Below are 16,897 nucleotides of genomic sequence, written 5' to 3' on the forward strand. Positions count from 1 at the left end.
GCGCCGAGCCGCGCGAAGCGCTCGCGACGGCGCTCGAACGACGCTACAGGGATCTCACTTCGTGGCGCCCTCCCCTCGCCCCGCTTCCGCCTCTTCCCCCGACACCGACGCCGAGGTGCCGCTCGCCGCGCCGCGCGCCACCGGCGAGAGCGGCGGCGCGCCGCTCGCCCCTGGCGAGGACGGCGCGCCGCGCGCCCCTGGCGAGAGCGGCGGAGCGCCGCGAGGCGCGCGCGGCAAGCGGCGCCGCCGCGCCCTGATCGCGGCGCTCGTGGTCGTCACCGTCGTCGCGGCCGCCATAGCCGCGCTCGTCGTGCTCGGTCCTCCCGCGCTCCGCCGGCGCATCATCGCCGAGGCCCGCGCGCGCGGCGTCGCGCTCGATCCCGGGAAGATCGACGTCGATCTCCGCTCGATCCGCCTGCGCGACGGCCGCTTCTCCCTCCTCGGGGTGCGCGGGATCTCGGGCACGGTCGCGCGCGCCACCATCGAGCTGCGCGGCCTCTCGCCCGCGCGGATCGCGACGGAAGGCGTCGAGCTCACCCTCGTGGGGACCGACGCCCTGGAGGATCTGCCGGTGTGGGTCGCGCAGTACGGCCCGCGCGCGGCGGCGCTGCCGCTCACCACGGGCCGCGTCCGCCTGGGTCTCCGGGATCACGAAGGCGGACCGGAGGTGCTCGCGCTGGCCGACGGCGCCCTCGAGCGGCGCGCGGCCGCTCCGGTCGAGGGCGCCGCCGCGCCGCCCGGCGCGCCGCGGCCGGAGCTCGGCGTCCTGAAGCAGGCTCGCGTGCTCGTCGCCGGCAAGGAGATCGCGCGGACCGACATCGCCTGGTCCATCGGCGCAGCGTCGATCTCCCTGGGCCTCGGCGGCGAGGACGTCGTCTCCGCGCCGCTCAGGGCCGAGCTCCGGCCGCGCCCCTCGCCGAGCGCCTCGATCGAGCTCGCGCCGACGCCGCTCTCCGCCGTGGGCGCGCTCCTCGGCGTCGACGTCGGCGCCTCGACGATGGTCGTCGCCGGAACGCTCGAGCTGCGGCTCGCGGATGGGGCGGACCGGACCGCCCTGTCCAAGGCGCCGCTCGAAGGGCCGATCGCGCTCACGGTGAAGGGCTTCACCCTGCCCCACCCCAGGGAGCTCGACGGGCTCCTCTTCGGCAACACCACGACCGTCAAGGCGGACGCGCGCCTCTCCGCGGACCGCCAGCGCGTCGCGCTGAGCGGCGTGGAGGTCGCCGCCGGCGCGCTGAAGCTCAAAGGAACGGGCACCGTCGAGCGCAACGGCGCGGACGCCGCGATCGCGATGGATCTATCTGGATCCATCCCATGCTCGCTCCTGGCTGGCTCTGCCGCGATGTCGCACCTGACCGGCACCGTAGGGCTGCTCGCGCGTGACCTGGTGAGCCGCACGCTCGCGGGCTCGGTGGCGGTCCAGGTCCGCGTCGACGCGCGCGCGAGCCGGCTGACCGCCGCGCGTGTCGCGCCGAGCGCGATCCTCCGCTGTAAGCTCCGCTTCTAGCGGATCGCTCTGCCGCGCCGGGTCACGCAACCCGGAACCGAGAACCCGAATCCCGGGAGGAGAGATCGGTACGGCACCAACGAAGCGAATACTACGTGGAAGTTTCTCTTCCTGGCATTCAAGGTACCCCGGTCGCGGTTCAACGGTTGAGCTGCTTTTTCTCGGCGCTGTCGCGTCCGAGCGCCGCTGTCGCGCGCTGCCGCCCTTTGCGGGTGGACTCCGTCCGAGCGCCACGAGGATCGATGAGAGAGGAAGGCGGAGGACGAAGGTCGATGTCGAGGACGCTCTGACGCGATGAACCACGGCGCGGAGCACGGGAAGCGCGGCGCGCCCTCGACGCGCGACGGTCGCTCTGACACGTTGTTCGATGAGGAGCTTGCAATGCGCTCTGGAGCTCTCCCCCTCGCCGCTCGGCTCACCTCGCTGCTAGGGCTCGTGGCGATCTTCAGCGCTGCCTGCGACGGCGGTCTCGGCACCGGCATGGACGACACCCCGGGCGGCGGGGGCGCGGCATCGTCCTCGTCGGCCTCGTCGGCCTCCGTGACATCGGGCGGAGGCAGCGGCGCGGGAGACGGCGGGGGCCCTGGAGAAGGCGGCGTCGGGGGAGGCAGCGGCGGTACCGACGAGCAGGACTTCCCCCTCGACACGACGCCCCCGGCGCCCTGCCCGCCCGACATGGTGGAGGTCCAGGGATACTGCATCGATCGCTTCGAGGCGCCGAACGTGGAAGGCGCCCTGCCGCTCGTCATGGAGAGCGCCGTCTCGGCGCGCGCCTGGTGCGAGGAGCGCGGAAAGCGCCTCTGCACCGAGGACGAGTGGGACGCGGCGTGCCAGGGCCCCGAGGCGTCCGTCTATCCGTACGGGAACACCCACGAAGCGGAGCGCTGCAACGACAACAAGACGTGGAGAGCGCCCGACGAGGGCGCGCTCGGCTCCTGGCCTTCCGACGAGGCGCTGGCCGAGGTCCAGTCGCTGTACCAGGCCGAGCCGAGCGGCGCGCGGCCCGGGTGCGCGAGCGCGTTCGGCGTCCACGACATGACGGGGAACGTCGAGGAGTGGGTGGTGCGCACCCGATACCACGTCAACGAGTATCCTCACGTCCTCAAGGGCTGTTACTGGTCCGGCTGCTTCGGCGGCGCGAAGCCGCGGTGCAGCTCCACGAACCCGGCGCACGGGGACGGGTTCCGCTACTACGAGACCGGCTTCCGGTGCTGCCGGGACGTCGAGTGAACGAGCCGGCGGCGACGCTCCGGCCTCCACCGGAGCGGATCGAGGGCGCGGCGCGCAGCGGGTGACGGACGCGATCCCGCGCCGAGGCCGCGCGACAGGCGTCCTGAACGAACCGCTTCCCCTCGGTTCGGCCGCACGCTAGGGCACCGTGAACGGTGCTGACCTTACCGAGAGAGCCTCGCCCCAGCCTTGACCTCGTGAAGGACGCGATCGCGGCGTTCGCGCTCAAGGGCCGCGGGCGCGCCCGCCCGGACGATCTCGACGCGCGCGACCCGGCGTTCATCGCCCGGGTGCTCCCGCTGCTCGGCCTCCTCTACGACGACTACTTCCGCTGCGAGACAGAGCTCGAAGAGCAGCTGCCCGACGGCCCCTTCCTCGCCGTGAGCAACCACAACGCGATGACGGGAATGCCCGATATGTACTGCCACATGACGGCGTTCTGGCGCCTTTATGGGCCCTCGCGGCTGTCCTACGGGCTGATGCACGATCTCCCGTTCAACGTCCCGAAGGCCGGCGCCTGGCTCAACGCCTGCGGCGCCATCGCCGCGAGCCCGGAGAACGGGCGGCGAGCGCTCGCCCGCGGCGCGGCGGTCCTGGTCTTCCCCGGCGGCGATCTCGACGCGTGCAAGCCCACCTCGGCGCAGTACACGATCCGCTTCGGCCGGCGCCGCGGCTTCGTCCGGCTCGCCATCCGCGAGGGCGTGCCGATCGTGCCGATCGTGAGCGTGGGGGCGCACCAATCGCTCTACATCGCCACGGACGGGAGCAGGCTGGCCAGGTGGCTCCGCCTCCCCGAGCTCGCGCGCTCGAACGTCGCGCCGCTCGGCCTCGCCTTGCCGTGGGGGCTCATCGTCGGCATCCCGATCCCCCATGTGCCCCTGCCGGTGAAGATCCACACGAGGGTGCTCCGCCCGCTGCACCTCGGGCTCCCGAGAGAGGCCGCGAGCGACCCGGACGAGGTCGAGCGCGCATTCGCGCGGATCGTCGCGCGCATGGAGGCCGGGCTGGACGAGCTCCGCGCGGCGGGCAGGCACGGTCTCTTCCCCCGGGGTTGATGGGCCGCGTGGTTGATGGATCGCGCGGTTGACGAGAGAACCGCAGGAGAATGGCGGCGCCGTGGCGTGCGGTGACGTCCGGCGCGCGCCCATGGCCCGAGCGGGCGGCGCGCGGCGCTCCAAAACCAGCGGGCGCGCGACAAAGGGCGCTGGGCCTCGCGCGGCGCTCGGAAAACCGAGTCCGTTCATGTAGGCTTGAACGCCAGCCGTGACCCCCGACCGCACCGCGCAGCTCCTCGCACCGCTGGCCCAGCCGGGAGAGCTCATCGCAGCCAAGTACCGCATCGAGCGGGTCGTGGCCATCGGCGGAATGGGCGTCGTGCTGGCGGCGCGCAACGAGGATCTCGACCAGAAGGTCGCCATCAAGATCCTGCGCCAGGACGCCCTCGCGAACCAGGAGGCCGTCACCCGCTTCCTGCGGGAGGCGCGGACGGCGGCGCGCCTGTCGGGCGAGCACGTCGCGCGGGTGTTCGACGTCGGCACCACCGAGACCGGCGTGCCCTTCATGGTGATGGAGTTCTTGACCGGGCTCGATCTCCAGCAGGTCATCGATACCCACGGTCCGCTGTCCATCCAGGACGCTGTCGACTACGTACTGCAGGCGCTCGAGGCCGTGGCCGAGGCCCACGCGGCGGGCGTCGTCCACCGGGACATCAAGCCTTCGAATCTGTTCCTCGCCGAGCACGCGGACGGCACACGGCACATCAAGGTCCTCGATTTCGGCATCTCGAAGGGGCAAGGCCTCGACTCGCCCGCGGAGCCGGGGCTCACGTCGACGAAGCAGGTGATGGGCTCGCCCGGGTACATGTCGCCCGAGCAGATGATGGCGCCGAGGACCGTCGACGGGCGCGCCGACGTCTGGTCGTTCGGTGTGCTGCTCTACACGCTGGTGACGGGCGAGCCGCCCTTCCAGGGCGAGACGGTCGCCGCGGTGATGGCGAACATCCTGCACCAGCCGGTGCCGCGGCTCCGCGACAAGCGCAGCGACGCGCCGGCCACGCTGGAGCGGATCGTCTCGCGCTGCCTGGAGCGCGACGTGAGCGAGCGGTACGCCAACGTCGGCAAGCTCGCGCAGGCCCTCGAGCCGCTCGGGTCGAGCTTCGCGAAGCTCTCGACCTCGCGCATCCAGAGCGCGATCGGCGCGGCGTCGCCGGCCGGACAGACGCTCCTCAACTCGAGGGCGGCCGAGGACAGCGACAGGCTGTCCGGCGCGTCATGGTCGCACACGAGCAACCGGCGCCGCTCGCGGCGCAGGCTGCTGGTCGCCGCCGGCGTGGCCGCGTTGCTGACCGGCGCGGCCGGGGCGGGCGTGTGGCTGGTCGCGAGCGTGCGCGTGGCGTCGCAGGCGCCGGGCGCCGCCGTGTCCCACCAGCCCGAGCGCGCCGCGGTCGACGCGCCCGGGCCCGAGTCCCCCGCTGCAGCGCCGGGCGCTCCGGCCGCGACTGCCAGCGCCACGACCGAGGCGTCGAGCCCGGCGGCGCCGCCGGTCCCTGCGCCGAGCGCGGCTCCCACGGGCAGCGCGGCGGCCGACGCGCGCCCGAAGGCGGCCGCCTCCGGAGCGCCGCTCAAGCCGGGCCACCCGCCGAGACCGCCGAGGTCGACAAGCGAGGACGAGATGCTGAGGAGCCGCCATTGAGATCGTTACGAGCGCGACACGCGGGCGCATGGCTCGCGCTGCTCTGCGGGACCAGCCTGACCTCACCGCTCCTGGCGCAGCCGACCGCGGCGGACAAGGCGCTCGCCGAGGGGCTGTTCCAGGACGGCAAGAAGCTCATGGACGAGGGCAAGCTCCAGGAGGCCTGCCCGAAGCTCGCAGAGAGCCAGCGCGTGGACCCCACGGTCGGGACGCTGCTGAACCTGGCGGTCTGCCACGAGAAGGAGGGCAAGACGGCCAGCGCATGGGCCGAGTTCACGGAGGCGTCCTCGCTCGCGGCGAGCGCCGGGCAGCAGGATCGCGCCCAGTTCGCGGCCAAGCGCGCGTCCGAGCTGGAGGCCAAGCTGACGCGTCTCGTCCTGGACGCGGCGCAGGCGACGCAGGCGGCTCCTGCGATGACGATCACGCTGAACGGCAAGGAGCTGAGCGCCGCCGCGGCCACGGGCTCGGGCATCCCCGTGGATCCGGGCACGGCGACGATCGAGGCCAAGGCGCCGGGCAAGCAGCCCTGGTCGCAGCGGGTGACGCTCGACCCCGGGCCCAGCACGACGCGGGTGACCATCCCGCCGCTCGCGGACGTCGCCGTTCAGGAGGCGAAGGCGGCTCCCCCTGCCCCGCCGCGCCCGCCGCCTGCCCGCCCGGAGGCCGCGAAGCCCGAGGCGACCGGCAACCCGATGCGCGCGCTCGGCTTCGTCGCCGGCGGCGTCGGGATCGCCGGGATCGGCGTGGGGGCGGTGTTCGGGGTGCTGACGATACAGAAAGCGGGGGATGTCGAGGAGGGGTGCAGCGGCAGCTTCCGCTGCAGCCGCGCGGACGTCGAGGCGAACGAGAGCGCCCGGACGACCGCGATGGTCTCCAACATCGCGCTCGGCGCCGGGCTGGTGTGCCTCGGGGCCGGCGTCGCGATGGTCCTGATGTCGCCTCGCTCGCCGGAGCAGGCTGCCACGGGCGAGCGCGTGTGGGTCGCGCCCAGCGTCGCCTCGGACGGGGGGCGCGTGGTGCTCGGAGGCCACTGGTGATGCGAAGCTCGAAGTGCTCTGCCGTGACGCTGGCGCTCGCCGCGCTCGCGCCGGGCCTCAACGGCTGCGCGGAGATCGCGGGGCTCGAGGATCGCCAGGTGATCCCGCTGCTCGTGATCGCCGAGAACCAGGCAGAACCTCGCGCCATCGCGCTCGACGGCGAGGCGATCTACTGGACCAACGGGCGGAGTGACGGGGCGCAGGACAGCTCCACGGGCGGCGCGCTCCGGAGGCAGATCAAGGATGACTGGGAGGTCGTCAATCTGCTCGAGCCTTCCAGCGAGGCGCCCGAGGCCATCGCGGTGGACGCGACGCACATCTATTGGTCGAGCACCGACACCACGTATCCCGCCAACCAGAGCTGCATGGGTACGGAGAGCACGCGCGACAAGCTGCTGAGGCTGCCGAAGGACGCGAAGTTCCCCGCAGCTCCGGTGACCGCCGAGACAACGCTCTGGGAAGGCTGCGGCAAGATAAGCACCCTCGCGATCGGGAACTCCCGGGTCTATGGGGTGCGGACCTCGGGCCATCGCGTCACGTGGGCCGAGAAGAATGAGAGCGACGACGGCAGCTACCCGACGGGGGTCTCCGAGCCGAACGGGGCCCCCATCGGCGTCGCAGCGGACGGGAACATCGTCTATTTCACAGACAAGGCATCGGGGACGATCTTCGTCGACGACGTGGGCAACGACGAAAAGGAGAAGGCCGTCCTCGAAGGTCTCGTGGATCTGGGTCTGCTCGTCATCGACGACACCAACCTCTACTGGGTGGCCGGGAACAGCGTATGGCGGTATCCGCGGAGCCAGACGCCTGGCGAGCAGCCGGTGCCCCTCCTGGAGGGGCTGTCGAGCCCGCCCATGGGGCTCGCCGCCTACGGGGACTACCTCTATGTCACCGTCGAGGCGACGGGGACAGTCTACCGGTTCCGCAAGGACACGGCCGGCGCTCAGGAAGAGATCGCGACGGGTCAGGAGGGGCCGAAGGGCATCGCCGCGGACGGGACGGGCGTCTACTGGACGAACTCCGGTTCGGGACAGATCGTCCGCTTCAACGACGAGTGACGCGCAGCCGCCAGCCTGGCGGCCGCCTCGCGCGGACCGCCGGGCCCTCCTGGGCTCAATCGATCTGCAGGTGATAGTGGGGCGGCCGCGACTCCTCGAGCGCGAACACGCCCCCGACCTCGTCGACGCCCTCGAGGAAGGCGCGCTTCTCGGCGGGTGTCATGTCCCGGTTCCGGATGTCGACGGCGCCCTCCCGGAGGTGCGCCGAGATGAACACGCCGCGATCGATCTGGGCGCGGATCACCCGCTCGAGGGCGGCGATCATGGCCTCCGGCGGGTGCTCGGCCGAGCGCCCCTCCTCGTAGGCGCTCTTGATCTCGCGCGCCGCCGTCTTGTCCTTGTAGAGGCCGAGGACATCGGCGCCGTGCCGGAAGAGCTCGTGCATCGCCTCGGCCTGTCGCGCGGGATCCCGCGTGCCGCTCGTGACCACGAGCTCCTTTCCGGTTCGCCGGAAGTAGGCGGACGCGATCTCCGCGACCTTCTGCTCCACGGCGGGCGCGAGCTCGACGCCAGGCAGGACCACGTAGCGGCGCTCCTCGTCGGACTCCGCCGGCGTCGCGCCGGGCGCCGGAGCGCGCGCGGGCGGCTCGGCGTCGGGCGGCTCGACCTCGTCGCTCTCCTGGACGTGCAGCGAGAGCACCCGGGCCGCGGGACCGTCGGGGACCCAGAAGCCGAACCACCCTACCTGCGCGCCGAGGGCGGGGGCGGTCGCAGGCGGGCGTGGCGTCCCGACAGGCTCGGGCGCCGGCGCGGCCCGGGAGACGCAGCCTCCCGCGGCGAGCGCGAGGGCCATGAGGGCGGCGCGGCGAGCGCCCAGGAGAGCGGAGGAGCGCGAGCACAACATGCGAGCCACGAGCGCCTCCTACTTCGTGATCGTGAACGAGGCGCGCGCGAGCTCCTTGCCCGCCGCGTCGCTGACCGTCACCGACCAGAGCCCCGCCGCGCGCGCCTTCCGCGTGGCAGCCCACGTACGGAAGCGCCGCTGCGCGCCGACCGCGAGGGGGATGCGCAGCGGCGGGCCGCCATCGGGGGGCGTGAAGGCGACGCTGATCTCCGAGGTGGCCTGGTCCTTGTTCGAGAGCTCGACGAAGGCGTAGAGGCGGTCGATCTCCGCGCTCGCGAACGAGGTCGCCGGCTCGATCGGCTCGCGGCCGGCGATGCCCTTCGAGACGACGAGCCGTATCACCTGGAGCTCGGGCGCCCGAGCGGCGCCCTCTCCCACGCCGCCCTGCGACGCGCCCGCGGCGGTGCGCGCCTCCTGAGCCGACCCCGACCTGCGGCGACGCTCCCGACCCGGGCCGCGGGCGGGCGACGCGTCCGCCGCGTCGAGGCGGTCTGCGTCGCTGCGGCCCTCGCCCGCGGCAGCGCCGCCCGCGGCGGCCCGGACCGGCGCCGCCGCGTCCGGTCGCGCCTCGCTCGCCTGCCCCTCGGACCCGCCGCCTGGCCTCCCCTCCGCCGCGCGGCTCAGCGCGGGGAGCTCCTCCCGGGAGATCCGCGCGATCGCCTCGCTCGGATCGCTGCAACCGAGCCCCGCCCCGCCGAGAACGGCGGCGGCGAGCGCCAGGACCATGGTTTTCCGTGTCGTTCCCCGGGTGTCCACACCGACGAGGTGCCACGATTCAGCGGAGGGGGCGAAAAAACGGCAACCCGACGGCCAGCGACCCAGCGGCTCGCGCCCGGCTCACGAGGGCTCGTCGCCGCGCGCTGGACGTGGGGTCCGGGGCGCAGCCATCCCGAGGTCCCGAGATCTCATCAGGGATCCCTGAGGTGCGGCAGCACCGCGTCGCGATGTGCCGGCGCTCCGGCAGGAGCGCACGTCCGCAAGGCGCCCCGCGGCGCTCCGGGTCAGTGCTTCGGGCGGGACCGGCGCGGACCGCTGGTCGACTCGCCCTCTGGCGTCGTGGCGAAGCTGGTGATCGCGCTGTCTTCGATCATCAGGATGAGCAGGCCCCCGCTCGCGCCTCGTGCCGTCTTCGCCCGGGATCCCTGGCTTGTCTCCCGCGACGGATGGTCCGAGCTCTCCGCTGAGATCCGCTTCATCTCCAACTCCTTCAAGACTTCAGTCCTGCTGTTCACGCCCCGACCGGCTGACCTGCGTGGACTTCCGTGCACCGCGTCTGGGGCGAAAACTGAACCGGGCGCGAGAACGCCAATGTTCGCAGAATAGTCACGAATCCTACTGAAAATCACCTGGAAAGCGCCACGCCCGGTGGGTTCTTTCCGGCAGAGGCTCAAGCGTCGGTTTTCGTTTCAACGCGGATCTACTGGGATTTCATCGGGATTTCCGCGGGAGGTCGCGCGGCGGCGCGACAGGGATTCAGCGGCGGCCGAAGCCGGACAGCTGGCGGGTTGCGGCCACCACCTCGTCGCAATCGATACAGCGCATGAGCCCGTCGACGAGCTCCATGCTACCGAGGCTGCCGCACTCCGGGCAGCGGTTGGCGAGCTGGTGCTTGCTCTCCTCGCAGAGCCGGCTCTGCTCCGCCTCGGCCTCCGCCTCGACACGGAAGATCTCGGCCGGCGTGCGCGCCTCTCGCTTTCGGTCGTCCATGGCGCGCAACGTATCATGTGCTCGGCGCGCGCTGCGAGCGCCGCGCTCGCGGCCGCTCGGCCTCTCGCTCGCTCACCGCGCGGACTCGATCATGCTCCGGAACGCCGACCGCGCCGACCGCACGGTCTCGTCAGGCCCGACGATCCTGAAGAACCAGTTTCCGCGATCCGGCGTCCTCACCGCCGCGCCGACGAGCCGGTAGTCGTCCTTCACCATCTCCACGGGCGATCGCTTGCGGGCGCCGGACTGCGGCGCGAGCGCGATCTTGTAGGTGCCGGCCACCTCGACCAGCTCGACCGGCATGCCGCGCACCTCGAACGACGCGCGCCTGGCCTTCGCCCCGACGTCGCCATCGAACTGCGCGAACCACTCGTCGAAGCGCGCGTCGACGTCTCCCTTGCTCCCCAGGCCGAACGAGAGGACCTGCACCTCGGCGTCCTCCTTGTCGTTCGCCGCCCTCGGCACCTTGTAGAGGGCCTTGCTCGGGCCAGCGCGCGGCACGTCGAGCGCAGCCCAGCTCCCCGGAACGTCCCACGCGAGCCGCGCGGCGGACGGCGCGCTGGAGACGGCCGGCGGCGGCTCCGGTTCCGCCGGGGTCCTCGAGCAGGCCGAGAGCGCGAGCGCCATCATCGCCGCTCGAGCGATCGACACCCGGCGTGGGAGCATGGGGGCGGTTCTACCACCGCACCCTCCATCGAGGCGCAGGATTTCGATACCCCGCGCGGCAGAGAACCGCGATCCTCTCCTCGGGCGACGAGCCGCCCGAGCGGGGGACGTCGCGCTCGCTGGAGGGGCCCGGCCGCGATCCGCGCGCGGGCTCGGGTGTAAGCCATCGGCCCTGCTCGCACGTAGAAGAGACGCCCCGGCGAGGGAGAGGGAGAGGAGACGGCGCGCATGGATCAGATCGGCGAGTACCTCGTTCGACGCCTCGTCGGCGAGGGCGGGATGGGCAAGGTCTACGAGGGCGAGGAGCGCCTGTCGCGCCGGCGCGTCGCGCTGAAGGTGCTCCGCCCCGAGCTCGCCCGGAGCGAGCAGGGACGCCGGCTCTTCCTGAACGAGATGCAGATCCTCGCGCACCTCGAGCACCCGAACATCGTCCGGAGCCTCGCCAGCGTCGAGGCCTCCGGCGAGCTCGTGATGGTGCTCGAGTACCTGGACGGCCAGACGCTGCGCTCGGTCCTTGGCGCCGCCGGCCGCCTTCCCTGGCCGGAAGCGGTGCGGATCGCGGCCAGCGTGGCGAGCGCCCTCGCGGCGGCCCACGGGCAGCAGCCGCCCGTGATCCACCGCGATCTCAAGCCCGAGAACATCATGGTGCAGCGGGATGGCGGCGTGAAGGTGATGGACTTCGGCATCGCCAAGGTCGTGGAGGCGATGAACCAGACCAACACGCAGAGCGTCGGCACCCTGCAGTACATGAGCCCGGAGCAGATCGACGCGCGATCCATCGATCACCGCTCGGATCTCTACTGCCTGGGGCTCATCCTGTACGAGGCGCTGTCCGGCAGCCCGCCGTTCCAGTCGGCGTCGCCGCGGGAGCTGCTCAACCTGCAATGCACGGCAGAGCCGCCGCCGCTCGGCGACGACGTGCGGAGCGGGTTGCCCCGCGGCGTCGAGCAGCTGCTCTTCCAGCTGCTCGAGAAGGCGCCCGAGGATCGGCCGTACCTCGCTCAGGACATCGTGGATCGGCTGGAGCCGTTCCAGACCGCGGTGAGCGCGCCGCTCCGCGCCGGTGACCGCGTCCGCGCGAGCGCGCCGCAGCGCGCCAGCGATCACGACCGCGAGAGCGCGCCGCTCCGCGCTGGCGAACGAGACCGCGAGAGCGCGCCGCTCCGCACCAGTGACCGAGGCCGAGCGAGCTCGCCGCAGCGCACCGGCGATCGCGACCGCGCGAGCGTGCCGCACCGCGCCGACGACCACGACCGCGCGAGCTCGCCGGGCGCCGCGCGCGTCACCGGCGGAGCGGATGCGCCTCGCGCCGACACGATCGCGCTCGTCGAGCAGATCGACCGGCCGCGCGACATCCCGCCCAGGCTCGCGATCGCGATCATCGCGACGCTGTCGGCGCTCGCGGGCCTCGGGACCTGCGCGCTGCGCTCGACGAGCGGCGCGCCGGAGCCGCCCGCCAGCACCGCGGCGCCGGCCGCCCCGGAGGGGGCGCGGTGAGGCGAGCGCCGCCGGAGCAGGCAGGCTACACGGAAGGCGCGCCCCTCCCGGCCGTGGGCTGCGCCGCGCGATGGCGCTGCGGCGCGGGCTCCGGAGAAGAGCTGTGGCGGCTCGGCGCGGCGGACCAGGACGCTCCGGCAGGGCCCGAGCACCAGGCCGTGGCGACGCGCCTCCTGTCGCTCGGGAGCGCCGGCGTCGGCGGCTTCATCGACGGCGGCGTCGCCTCGCCGGCCGAGGGCGAGCGCGCCGCCGCGGCGAGCCCGGACGGCGCGCGCGTCTGGCTCGTGCGGCGGCTCGCGGGCGCGCCCCTCTCGGACTGGATGCGCGCGCGGCGCGGGCCCGTCCCCTTCCAGGAGGCGCTCGGGCTCGCCATCCAGGTCGCCCGCGCGCTCGCCGCGTGCGAGCGCGCCAGCCTGTTCCCCGGTCCGCTCTCGCCCGACGCGGTCCTCGTGGACGACGCGGGCCGCGTGACGCTGCCCGCGAGCGCGCTCGTCGCCGCCCTCGTCGGCGCGTCGGCGAGCCGCGGCGCCGCCACGGCGCCCCGCGGCGAGGGCGCGCGGGTGTCCTCGGAGATCCCGCCGCTCTGGACGCCGCCCGCGCAGGCCGACGGCGCGATCTGGGACAGCGCCGCGAACCGGTACGCGCTCGGGCTCGTGCTCTACCGCCTGCTCGCGGGAGAGCACCCGTTCGCGGGCGCTGGCCTGCGGCACGCGCTCGGCGAGGCCGCCCGCGCGGAGCCGCCGCCGTTCATCGAGGGCATCGCGACCTCGCTCCCCGCGGGCCTGCAGGGCTACGTGCTGCGGCTGCTCCATCCGGACCCGTCGGAGCGGCCGCCGCGCGCCGAGCAGATCGCCGATGCGCTGAGCGGGTACCTCGACGAGCGCCCGCCGGCGCCTCCGGTGCCCGCCGCCCGGACCTCCCGTCGCGCTGGCGCGGCCACCTCGGCGAGGACCGGCCCCGCGCCGCGCGCGAGCGCGCGCCCGGGCGACGCGGGCGACGCGAGCGACGACCGCCCGCCGCGCGGCCCAGCCGGCGCCGCGGCGCGGCTATGGCGGATCGCGCCGCTCGGCGCCGGGGCGCTGATCGCTTCGGCCGCGCTCGCGCTCTCGCGGGGCGAGCCCGATCCGGCGGCGCCGCGCGCGGTCGCCGTCGCGCCGGTCGCGCCGCTCGCGCAGGCGCGGACGGCCGCGGAGGACTGCGCGGCGTGCCACGGCCGCCAGGCCGCGGAGTGGCGCCGCTCGGTGATGGCGCACTCGGTGAAGAGCCCGCTCTTCAACGCGCTGGAGAGCCTCATCGAGGAGCAGGTCGGGCGCACCGCCGACTGCCCGAACGGCGCGGGCATCCTGCGCAAGGCCGATCCCGCGCGCGCCTGCCGCGACGGGCGGAGCGGCGTCGCCGTCACCGGCTCGGGCGGCGAGCACTGGTGCGTGAACTGCCACAGCCCGGCGGAGAACCTCGACGCCGCGATGCCCGCGTGGGACGGCCGCGCCGGCGGCGATCCCCGCGCGCGCCTCCCCGTGCGCGACCTGCTCACCCGGCGCGGCCTGGAGGGGATCTCCTGCAGCTTCTGCCATCAGGTGCACGGCCCGGTCGGCCCGCGCGGGCGCGCCGGGTACCAGGGCAACCCGACATGGACATCCTTCGTGACGGGCGCCGTCTTCGCTGCGCGTCCCGAGGACGGCCGCGGCCTGTTCGGGATCGCGAACAGCGGCTACGACCTCCGCCCCGAGGAGCTGCTGCTCCCCTCGGGTCAGGGCGCGGCCGCGCGCGCCGGGCTCCAGCCGGCGGGAGCGGCGGGCGCTGTCGAGCCCGTGGTGCACGGTCGCCCGTCGGCGAGCGCGAGGGCGTACCTGCGCTCCAGCGAGTTCTGCGGGGCTTGCCACGACGTGCGCCTCTTCGGCAGCGACAGCCTCGCCGCGGCGCGGGGCGAGCACTTCAAGCGGCTGCGCAACGCCTACACCGAGTGGTCGGACTGGGCGAGGTCCGAGGAGCGCGCGGGCCGCCCGGCGGCGACCTGCCAGGACTGCCACATGAGCACCTATCCGGGCGTCTGCGAGGCGGCCCCGGCGGCGGGCGCCGCGCAGGCGTCGCCGGGAGATCCCGAGTGCCCGCCCGGCACGCGCTTCGCCCCGCGGAGGCCCGGCGCGCGCCCGCGGGGCCGGATCGCGGATCACTCCGCCGCTCCGGCGGACGTCGCGACCCATTACTTCTCCGGCGTGGATGTGCCGCTGTCGGACGAGTTCCCCGACGCGCTCATCGATGAGCCGTCGCTCGACGTGCACGGCATTCCGGCGGGCGCGCGCCGCCGCCGCGATCTCTTGCTCCGCCACACGTTCCGCTTCGAGCTCGGCGCCGCGCGCCGCGCAGGCGCGGCAGGGGATCGCGTCGAGATCCCGGTCGAGATCGAGAACACCGGCGCCGGGCACAAGGTGCCAGCCGGCTTCAGCCAGGAGCGCGAGTTCTGGGTTCACCTCGTGGTGAGGGATGGAGAGGGGCGGGTGATCTACGAGGTCGGCCGGATCGACCGCGCCGACGAGGATCTGAGAGACAAGGTGTTCACCCGGGTGACCACCGATCCAGACGCGAACAGCCCCTTCGCGCCCGCGGGCGCTCAAGGCGGGCTGTTCGGCGCGGACGTGCGCGACGGGCCTGATGTCCCCCTCTGGACCCCACCCCCACGGCTCGGCGGCACCTCGTTCCGGGGCCGCGGGCTCATCAACTTTCAGAACGGCTTTCTGCGCTGTGTCCGATGCATCGGCGTCGTGGCCGCAGACGGCACCTGCGAGGCCGGGCCCGGCCAGGGGCTGCACCACGCCGATCGGTTCACGGACGGCGATTACGACCTGGACACCGGCGCTTGCGGCTCGAACCTGTCGGGGCAGAACGCCTTTCTCGAGATCTACTTTCCGGTCGGCGCGCTGGACGCGAGCCGGGGCGTCGTCAAAGGGCCGGACGCGATCATCGATACGCGCTCCGTGCCGCCCGGCGTGCCGATCCGGTACGTCTACGATCTTCGCACCGGCCAGCGGCGCGGCCCGCTCCGGGCCGAGGCGAGGCTGCTCTTCCGGGCGTTTCCCCCGTTCCTGATCCGCGCCTTCGCCGCGTACGAGCGGGAGCAGGCGCGGCGCGGCCTGCGGCCGACCGGCCCGCTGGTCACCGACGCGATGCTCGAACGCCTCGAGATCGTCGAGCTCGCGCGGGTCGATGTCGAGATCCCCTGAACCGAGGTCGCCGCGATGGAGCAACGGAAGCAACAGACGCAACTGACGCAACTGACGCAACTGACGCCAACCACGCGACGGACGAGGCAGGCCCCTCGACGCGCCGGCCGACAAAAAGGGGCGAGCCCCTACCCCGGCCTGCGGGGTAAGGGCTTCGCTGGTCAGGCGCTGACGAGCTCAGCGCGCCGTGGTCATGAAGAGCGTCGCCGTCGATCAGGGAGGGGGCGGGGGCGGCTCGGTCGGGAGCGGATCGGGCAGCTTGAACAGCCTGCCGATCCGGTAGGGGCGCGTGGAGGGCGAGTAGTAGCTCGTCTGCGACGACGTGACGCTCCACGTGAAGCCGAGCAGGATGCCCGTGAGCGAGTCGGTGTACACACGCACGTAGCCCGTCCCGGCGCCCGGCGTCATGTAGCCGCCGGTGCACTGCCCGCTCCACCGGCTGTCCTTGTACTTGCCCTCGGCGCACCCGTGCGACGAGCTTGTCGAGTCCGCGATCGGGACCGCGAACTGCTCCGTCCCCGAGTAGCGGGGGTTGATCTGCGGGAGGATCCTCTCCGGCGCGCCGGTGATGATCATCGTGTGGCCGGCGAAGGTGGCCGTGGCGCCGATGGTGAAGACATCACCCTTCTGGATGTCGACCGCCCGTTCGACACGGCGGAAGTACGTCTCGAACCCGGGAGGGGTCGCGCCGACCTTCGGGCTCGCGTTGACGATATCGAAATAATAATCGGACGTCGGGCTGTTCTTGCCCCACATCGCATAGATGTCCTGCTGCGCGTACCCCATCGACTTCTGCAGCGCCAGCGTGAAGAAGCACGCGGCCTTGGTCATCCCGGTCCACGCCTTCGACTGGTCAGCGTCGTCCCAGTTCATGAAGCACTCGGGTTCAGTGCCCCACTCGTTGCTGACGGAGTTGTCGATGAACTCGAGCGCCCAATCCTCGGGGCCCTTCGCGCTCGCGGAAGCCGAAGCGAGCGTGATGAAAGACGCGGCAGCCAGGGAAGCAACAGCCAAACTCGTCGTGCGCCTACTCATACTTCTACCTCGTTGATTTGGAATGACATTGCATGTGCACTCAAGAACAGATGCTAGTCATTTCATGCCGAACCCTCAAACGAACCCTGGCGCCGAAGATGCCGAGTCTAGCAGGATGGATATTCACTGTAATCGGCTTGGGTGTCAAGGTATTTTCGGGGCGCTCGTCCTTTTTCTGCACCTTCGTGAACGTGAAGTAAGACCATGTCGTCCCTTAAGACAGCGGATGCGCGACGGTGTGGAGCGACGGTATCCGACGCCATGACACGCCGGCCTCGTCTGCTCAGCGTCCACGTCTGCGTCCACGTCCGCGTTCTTCGCGCCGACTGTGCGCCTTGCGCGTCTTGCGCCGCGCTTTCCCCAGCTTGCCCCGCTCCTGTCGACCTCGCTCCGGGGGGCGG

General features: G+C 72.8%; 14 protein-coding genes. 8 read left to right on the forward strand and 6 right to left on the reverse strand.

What is annotated here, in order from left to right:
• Positions 1–61 precede the first annotated feature (61 nt).
• The 6 genes from WME97_RS23785 to WME97_RS23810 all read left to right on the forward strand — a co-directional run bounded on the left by WME97_RS23785 (position 62) and on the right by WME97_RS23810 (position 7,526).
• Positions 62–1,507, forward strand: a complete 1,446-nt coding sequence (locus WME97_RS23785; RefSeq protein WP_437555031.1) for a hypothetical protein — start codon at positions 62–64, stop codon at positions 1,505–1,507.
• Positions 1,508–1,888: 381 nt separating this feature from the next.
• Positions 1,889–2,737 (forward strand): formylglycine-generating enzyme family protein, encoded by an 849-nt coding sequence (locus WME97_RS23790; RefSeq protein WP_437555032.1) that lies wholly within the window; start codon positions 1,889–1,891, stop codon positions 2,735–2,737.
• 197 nt (positions 2,738–2,934) lie between these two features.
• Complete coding sequence (locus WME97_RS23795) at positions 2,935–3,792, forward strand: 1-acyl-sn-glycerol-3-phosphate acyltransferase (protein WP_437555033.1); 858 nt, start codon at positions 2,935–2,937, stop codon at positions 3,790–3,792.
• A gap of 208 nt (positions 3,793–4,000) precedes the next feature.
• Positions 4,001–5,428, forward strand: a complete 1,428-nt coding sequence (locus tag WME97_RS23800; RefSeq protein WP_437555034.1) for a serine/threonine-protein kinase — start codon at positions 4,001–4,003, stop codon at positions 5,426–5,428.
• On the forward strand, positions 5,425–6,465 hold the full coding sequence (locus tag WME97_RS23805; protein WP_437555035.1) for a hypothetical protein: 1,041 nt from the start codon (positions 5,425–5,427) through the stop codon (positions 6,463–6,465). The genes WME97_RS23800 and WME97_RS23805 overlap by 4 nt, the downstream gene beginning before the upstream one ends.
• Positions 6,465–7,526: a YncE family protein gene (locus WME97_RS23810; RefSeq protein ID WP_437555480.1), complete on the forward strand. Its 1,062-nt coding sequence runs from the start codon at positions 6,465–6,467 to the stop codon at positions 7,524–7,526. Before WME97_RS23805 ends, WME97_RS23810 begins: the two co-directional genes overlap by 1 nt.
• 55 nt (positions 7,527–7,581) lie before the next feature.
• Here WME97_RS23810 and WME97_RS23815 read toward each other — a convergent pair whose 3' ends face one another.
• The 5 genes from WME97_RS23815 to WME97_RS23835 all read right to left on the reverse strand — a co-directional run bounded on the left by WME97_RS23815 (position 7,582) and on the right by WME97_RS23835 (position 10,743).
• On the reverse strand, positions 7,582–8,370 hold the full coding sequence (locus WME97_RS23815; protein WP_437555482.1) for a hypothetical protein: 789 nt from the start codon (positions 8,368–8,370) through the stop codon (positions 7,582–7,584).
• 18 nt (positions 8,371–8,388) lie between these two features.
• A complete protein-coding gene (locus WME97_RS23820) occupies positions 8,389–9,096 on the reverse strand; it encodes a DUF2914 domain-containing protein (protein WP_437555036.1) in 708 nt (235 codons plus the stop codon).
• Between the two features lie 275 nt (positions 9,097–9,371).
• A complete protein-coding gene (locus tag WME97_RS23825; RefSeq protein ID WP_437555037.1) occupies positions 9,372–9,566 on the reverse strand; it encodes a hypothetical protein in 195 nt (64 codons plus the stop codon).
• 277 nt (positions 9,567–9,843) lie between these two features.
• The gene (locus WME97_RS23830) at positions 9,844–10,077 is read right to left on the reverse strand and encodes a hypothetical protein (protein WP_437555038.1); all 234 of its coding nucleotides are present in this window, start codon (positions 10,075–10,077) and stop codon (positions 9,844–9,846) included.
• Between the two features lie 72 nt (positions 10,078–10,149).
• Positions 10,150–10,743, reverse strand: coding sequence for a hypothetical protein (locus tag WME97_RS23835; RefSeq protein WP_437555039.1), 594 nt, complete (start codon positions 10,741–10,743; stop codon positions 10,150–10,152).
• A gap of 228 nt (positions 10,744–10,971) precedes the next feature.
• Here WME97_RS23835 and WME97_RS23840 point away from each other — a divergent pair, with 228 nt between their 5' ends.
• Together WME97_RS23840 and WME97_RS23845 are read left to right on the forward strand one after the other, a co-directional pair.
• Positions 10,972–12,240: a serine/threonine-protein kinase gene (locus WME97_RS23840; RefSeq protein ID WP_437555040.1), complete on the forward strand. Its 1,269-nt coding sequence runs from the start codon at positions 10,972–10,974 to the stop codon at positions 12,238–12,240.
• A complete protein-coding gene (locus WME97_RS23845) occupies positions 12,237–15,461 on the forward strand; it encodes a serine/threonine protein kinase (RefSeq protein WP_437555041.1) in 3,225 nt (1,074 codons plus the stop codon). Before WME97_RS23840 ends, WME97_RS23845 begins: the two co-directional genes overlap by 4 nt.
• A 213-nt stretch (positions 15,462–15,674) precedes the next feature.
• Here WME97_RS23845 and WME97_RS23850 read toward each other — a convergent pair whose 3' ends face one another.
• Positions 15,675–16,475 (reverse strand): hypothetical protein, encoded by an 801-nt coding sequence (locus tag WME97_RS23850; protein ID WP_437555042.1) that lies wholly within the window; start codon positions 16,473–16,475, stop codon positions 15,675–15,677.
• Positions 16,476–16,897 lie beyond the last annotated feature (422 nt).

Source organism: Sorangium sp. So ce367 (assembly GCF_051520455.1).
In the GTDB taxonomy this organism is placed as follows: Bacteria; Myxococcota_A; Polyangia; order Polyangiales; family Polyangiaceae; genus Sorangium; species Sorangium cellulosum_B.

Coding starts and splice junctions, on each gene's coding strand:
- WME97_RS23790 (WP_437555032.1), top strand. CDS start 1,889: ATGCGCTCTGGAGCTCTCCCCCTCGCCGCTCGGCTCACCTCGCTGCTA.
- WME97_RS23810 (WP_437555480.1), top strand. CDS start 6,465: ATGCGAAGCTCGAAGTGCTCTGCCGTGACGCTGGCGCTCGCCGCGCTC.
- WME97_RS23815 (WP_437555482.1), bottom strand. CDS start 8,370: ATGTTGTGCTCGCGCTCCTCCGCTCTCCTGGGCGCTCGCCGCGCCGCC.
- WME97_RS23820 (WP_437555036.1), bottom strand. CDS start 9,096: ATGGTCCTGGCGCTCGCCGCCGCCGTTCTCGGCGGGGCGGGGCTCGGT.
- WME97_RS23825 (WP_437555037.1), bottom strand. CDS start 9,566: ATGAAGCGGATCTCAGCGGAGAGCTCGGACCATCCGTCGCGGGAGACA.
- WME97_RS23830 (WP_437555038.1), bottom strand. CDS start 10,077: ATGGACGACCGAAAGCGAGAGGCGCGCACGCCGGCCGAGATCTTCCGT.
- WME97_RS23835 (WP_437555039.1), bottom strand. CDS start 10,743: ATGCTCCCACGCCGGGTGTCGATCGCTCGAGCGGCGATGATGGCGCTC.
- WME97_RS23840 (WP_437555040.1), top strand. CDS start 10,972: ATGGATCAGATCGGCGAGTACCTCGTTCGACGCCTCGTCGGCGAGGGC.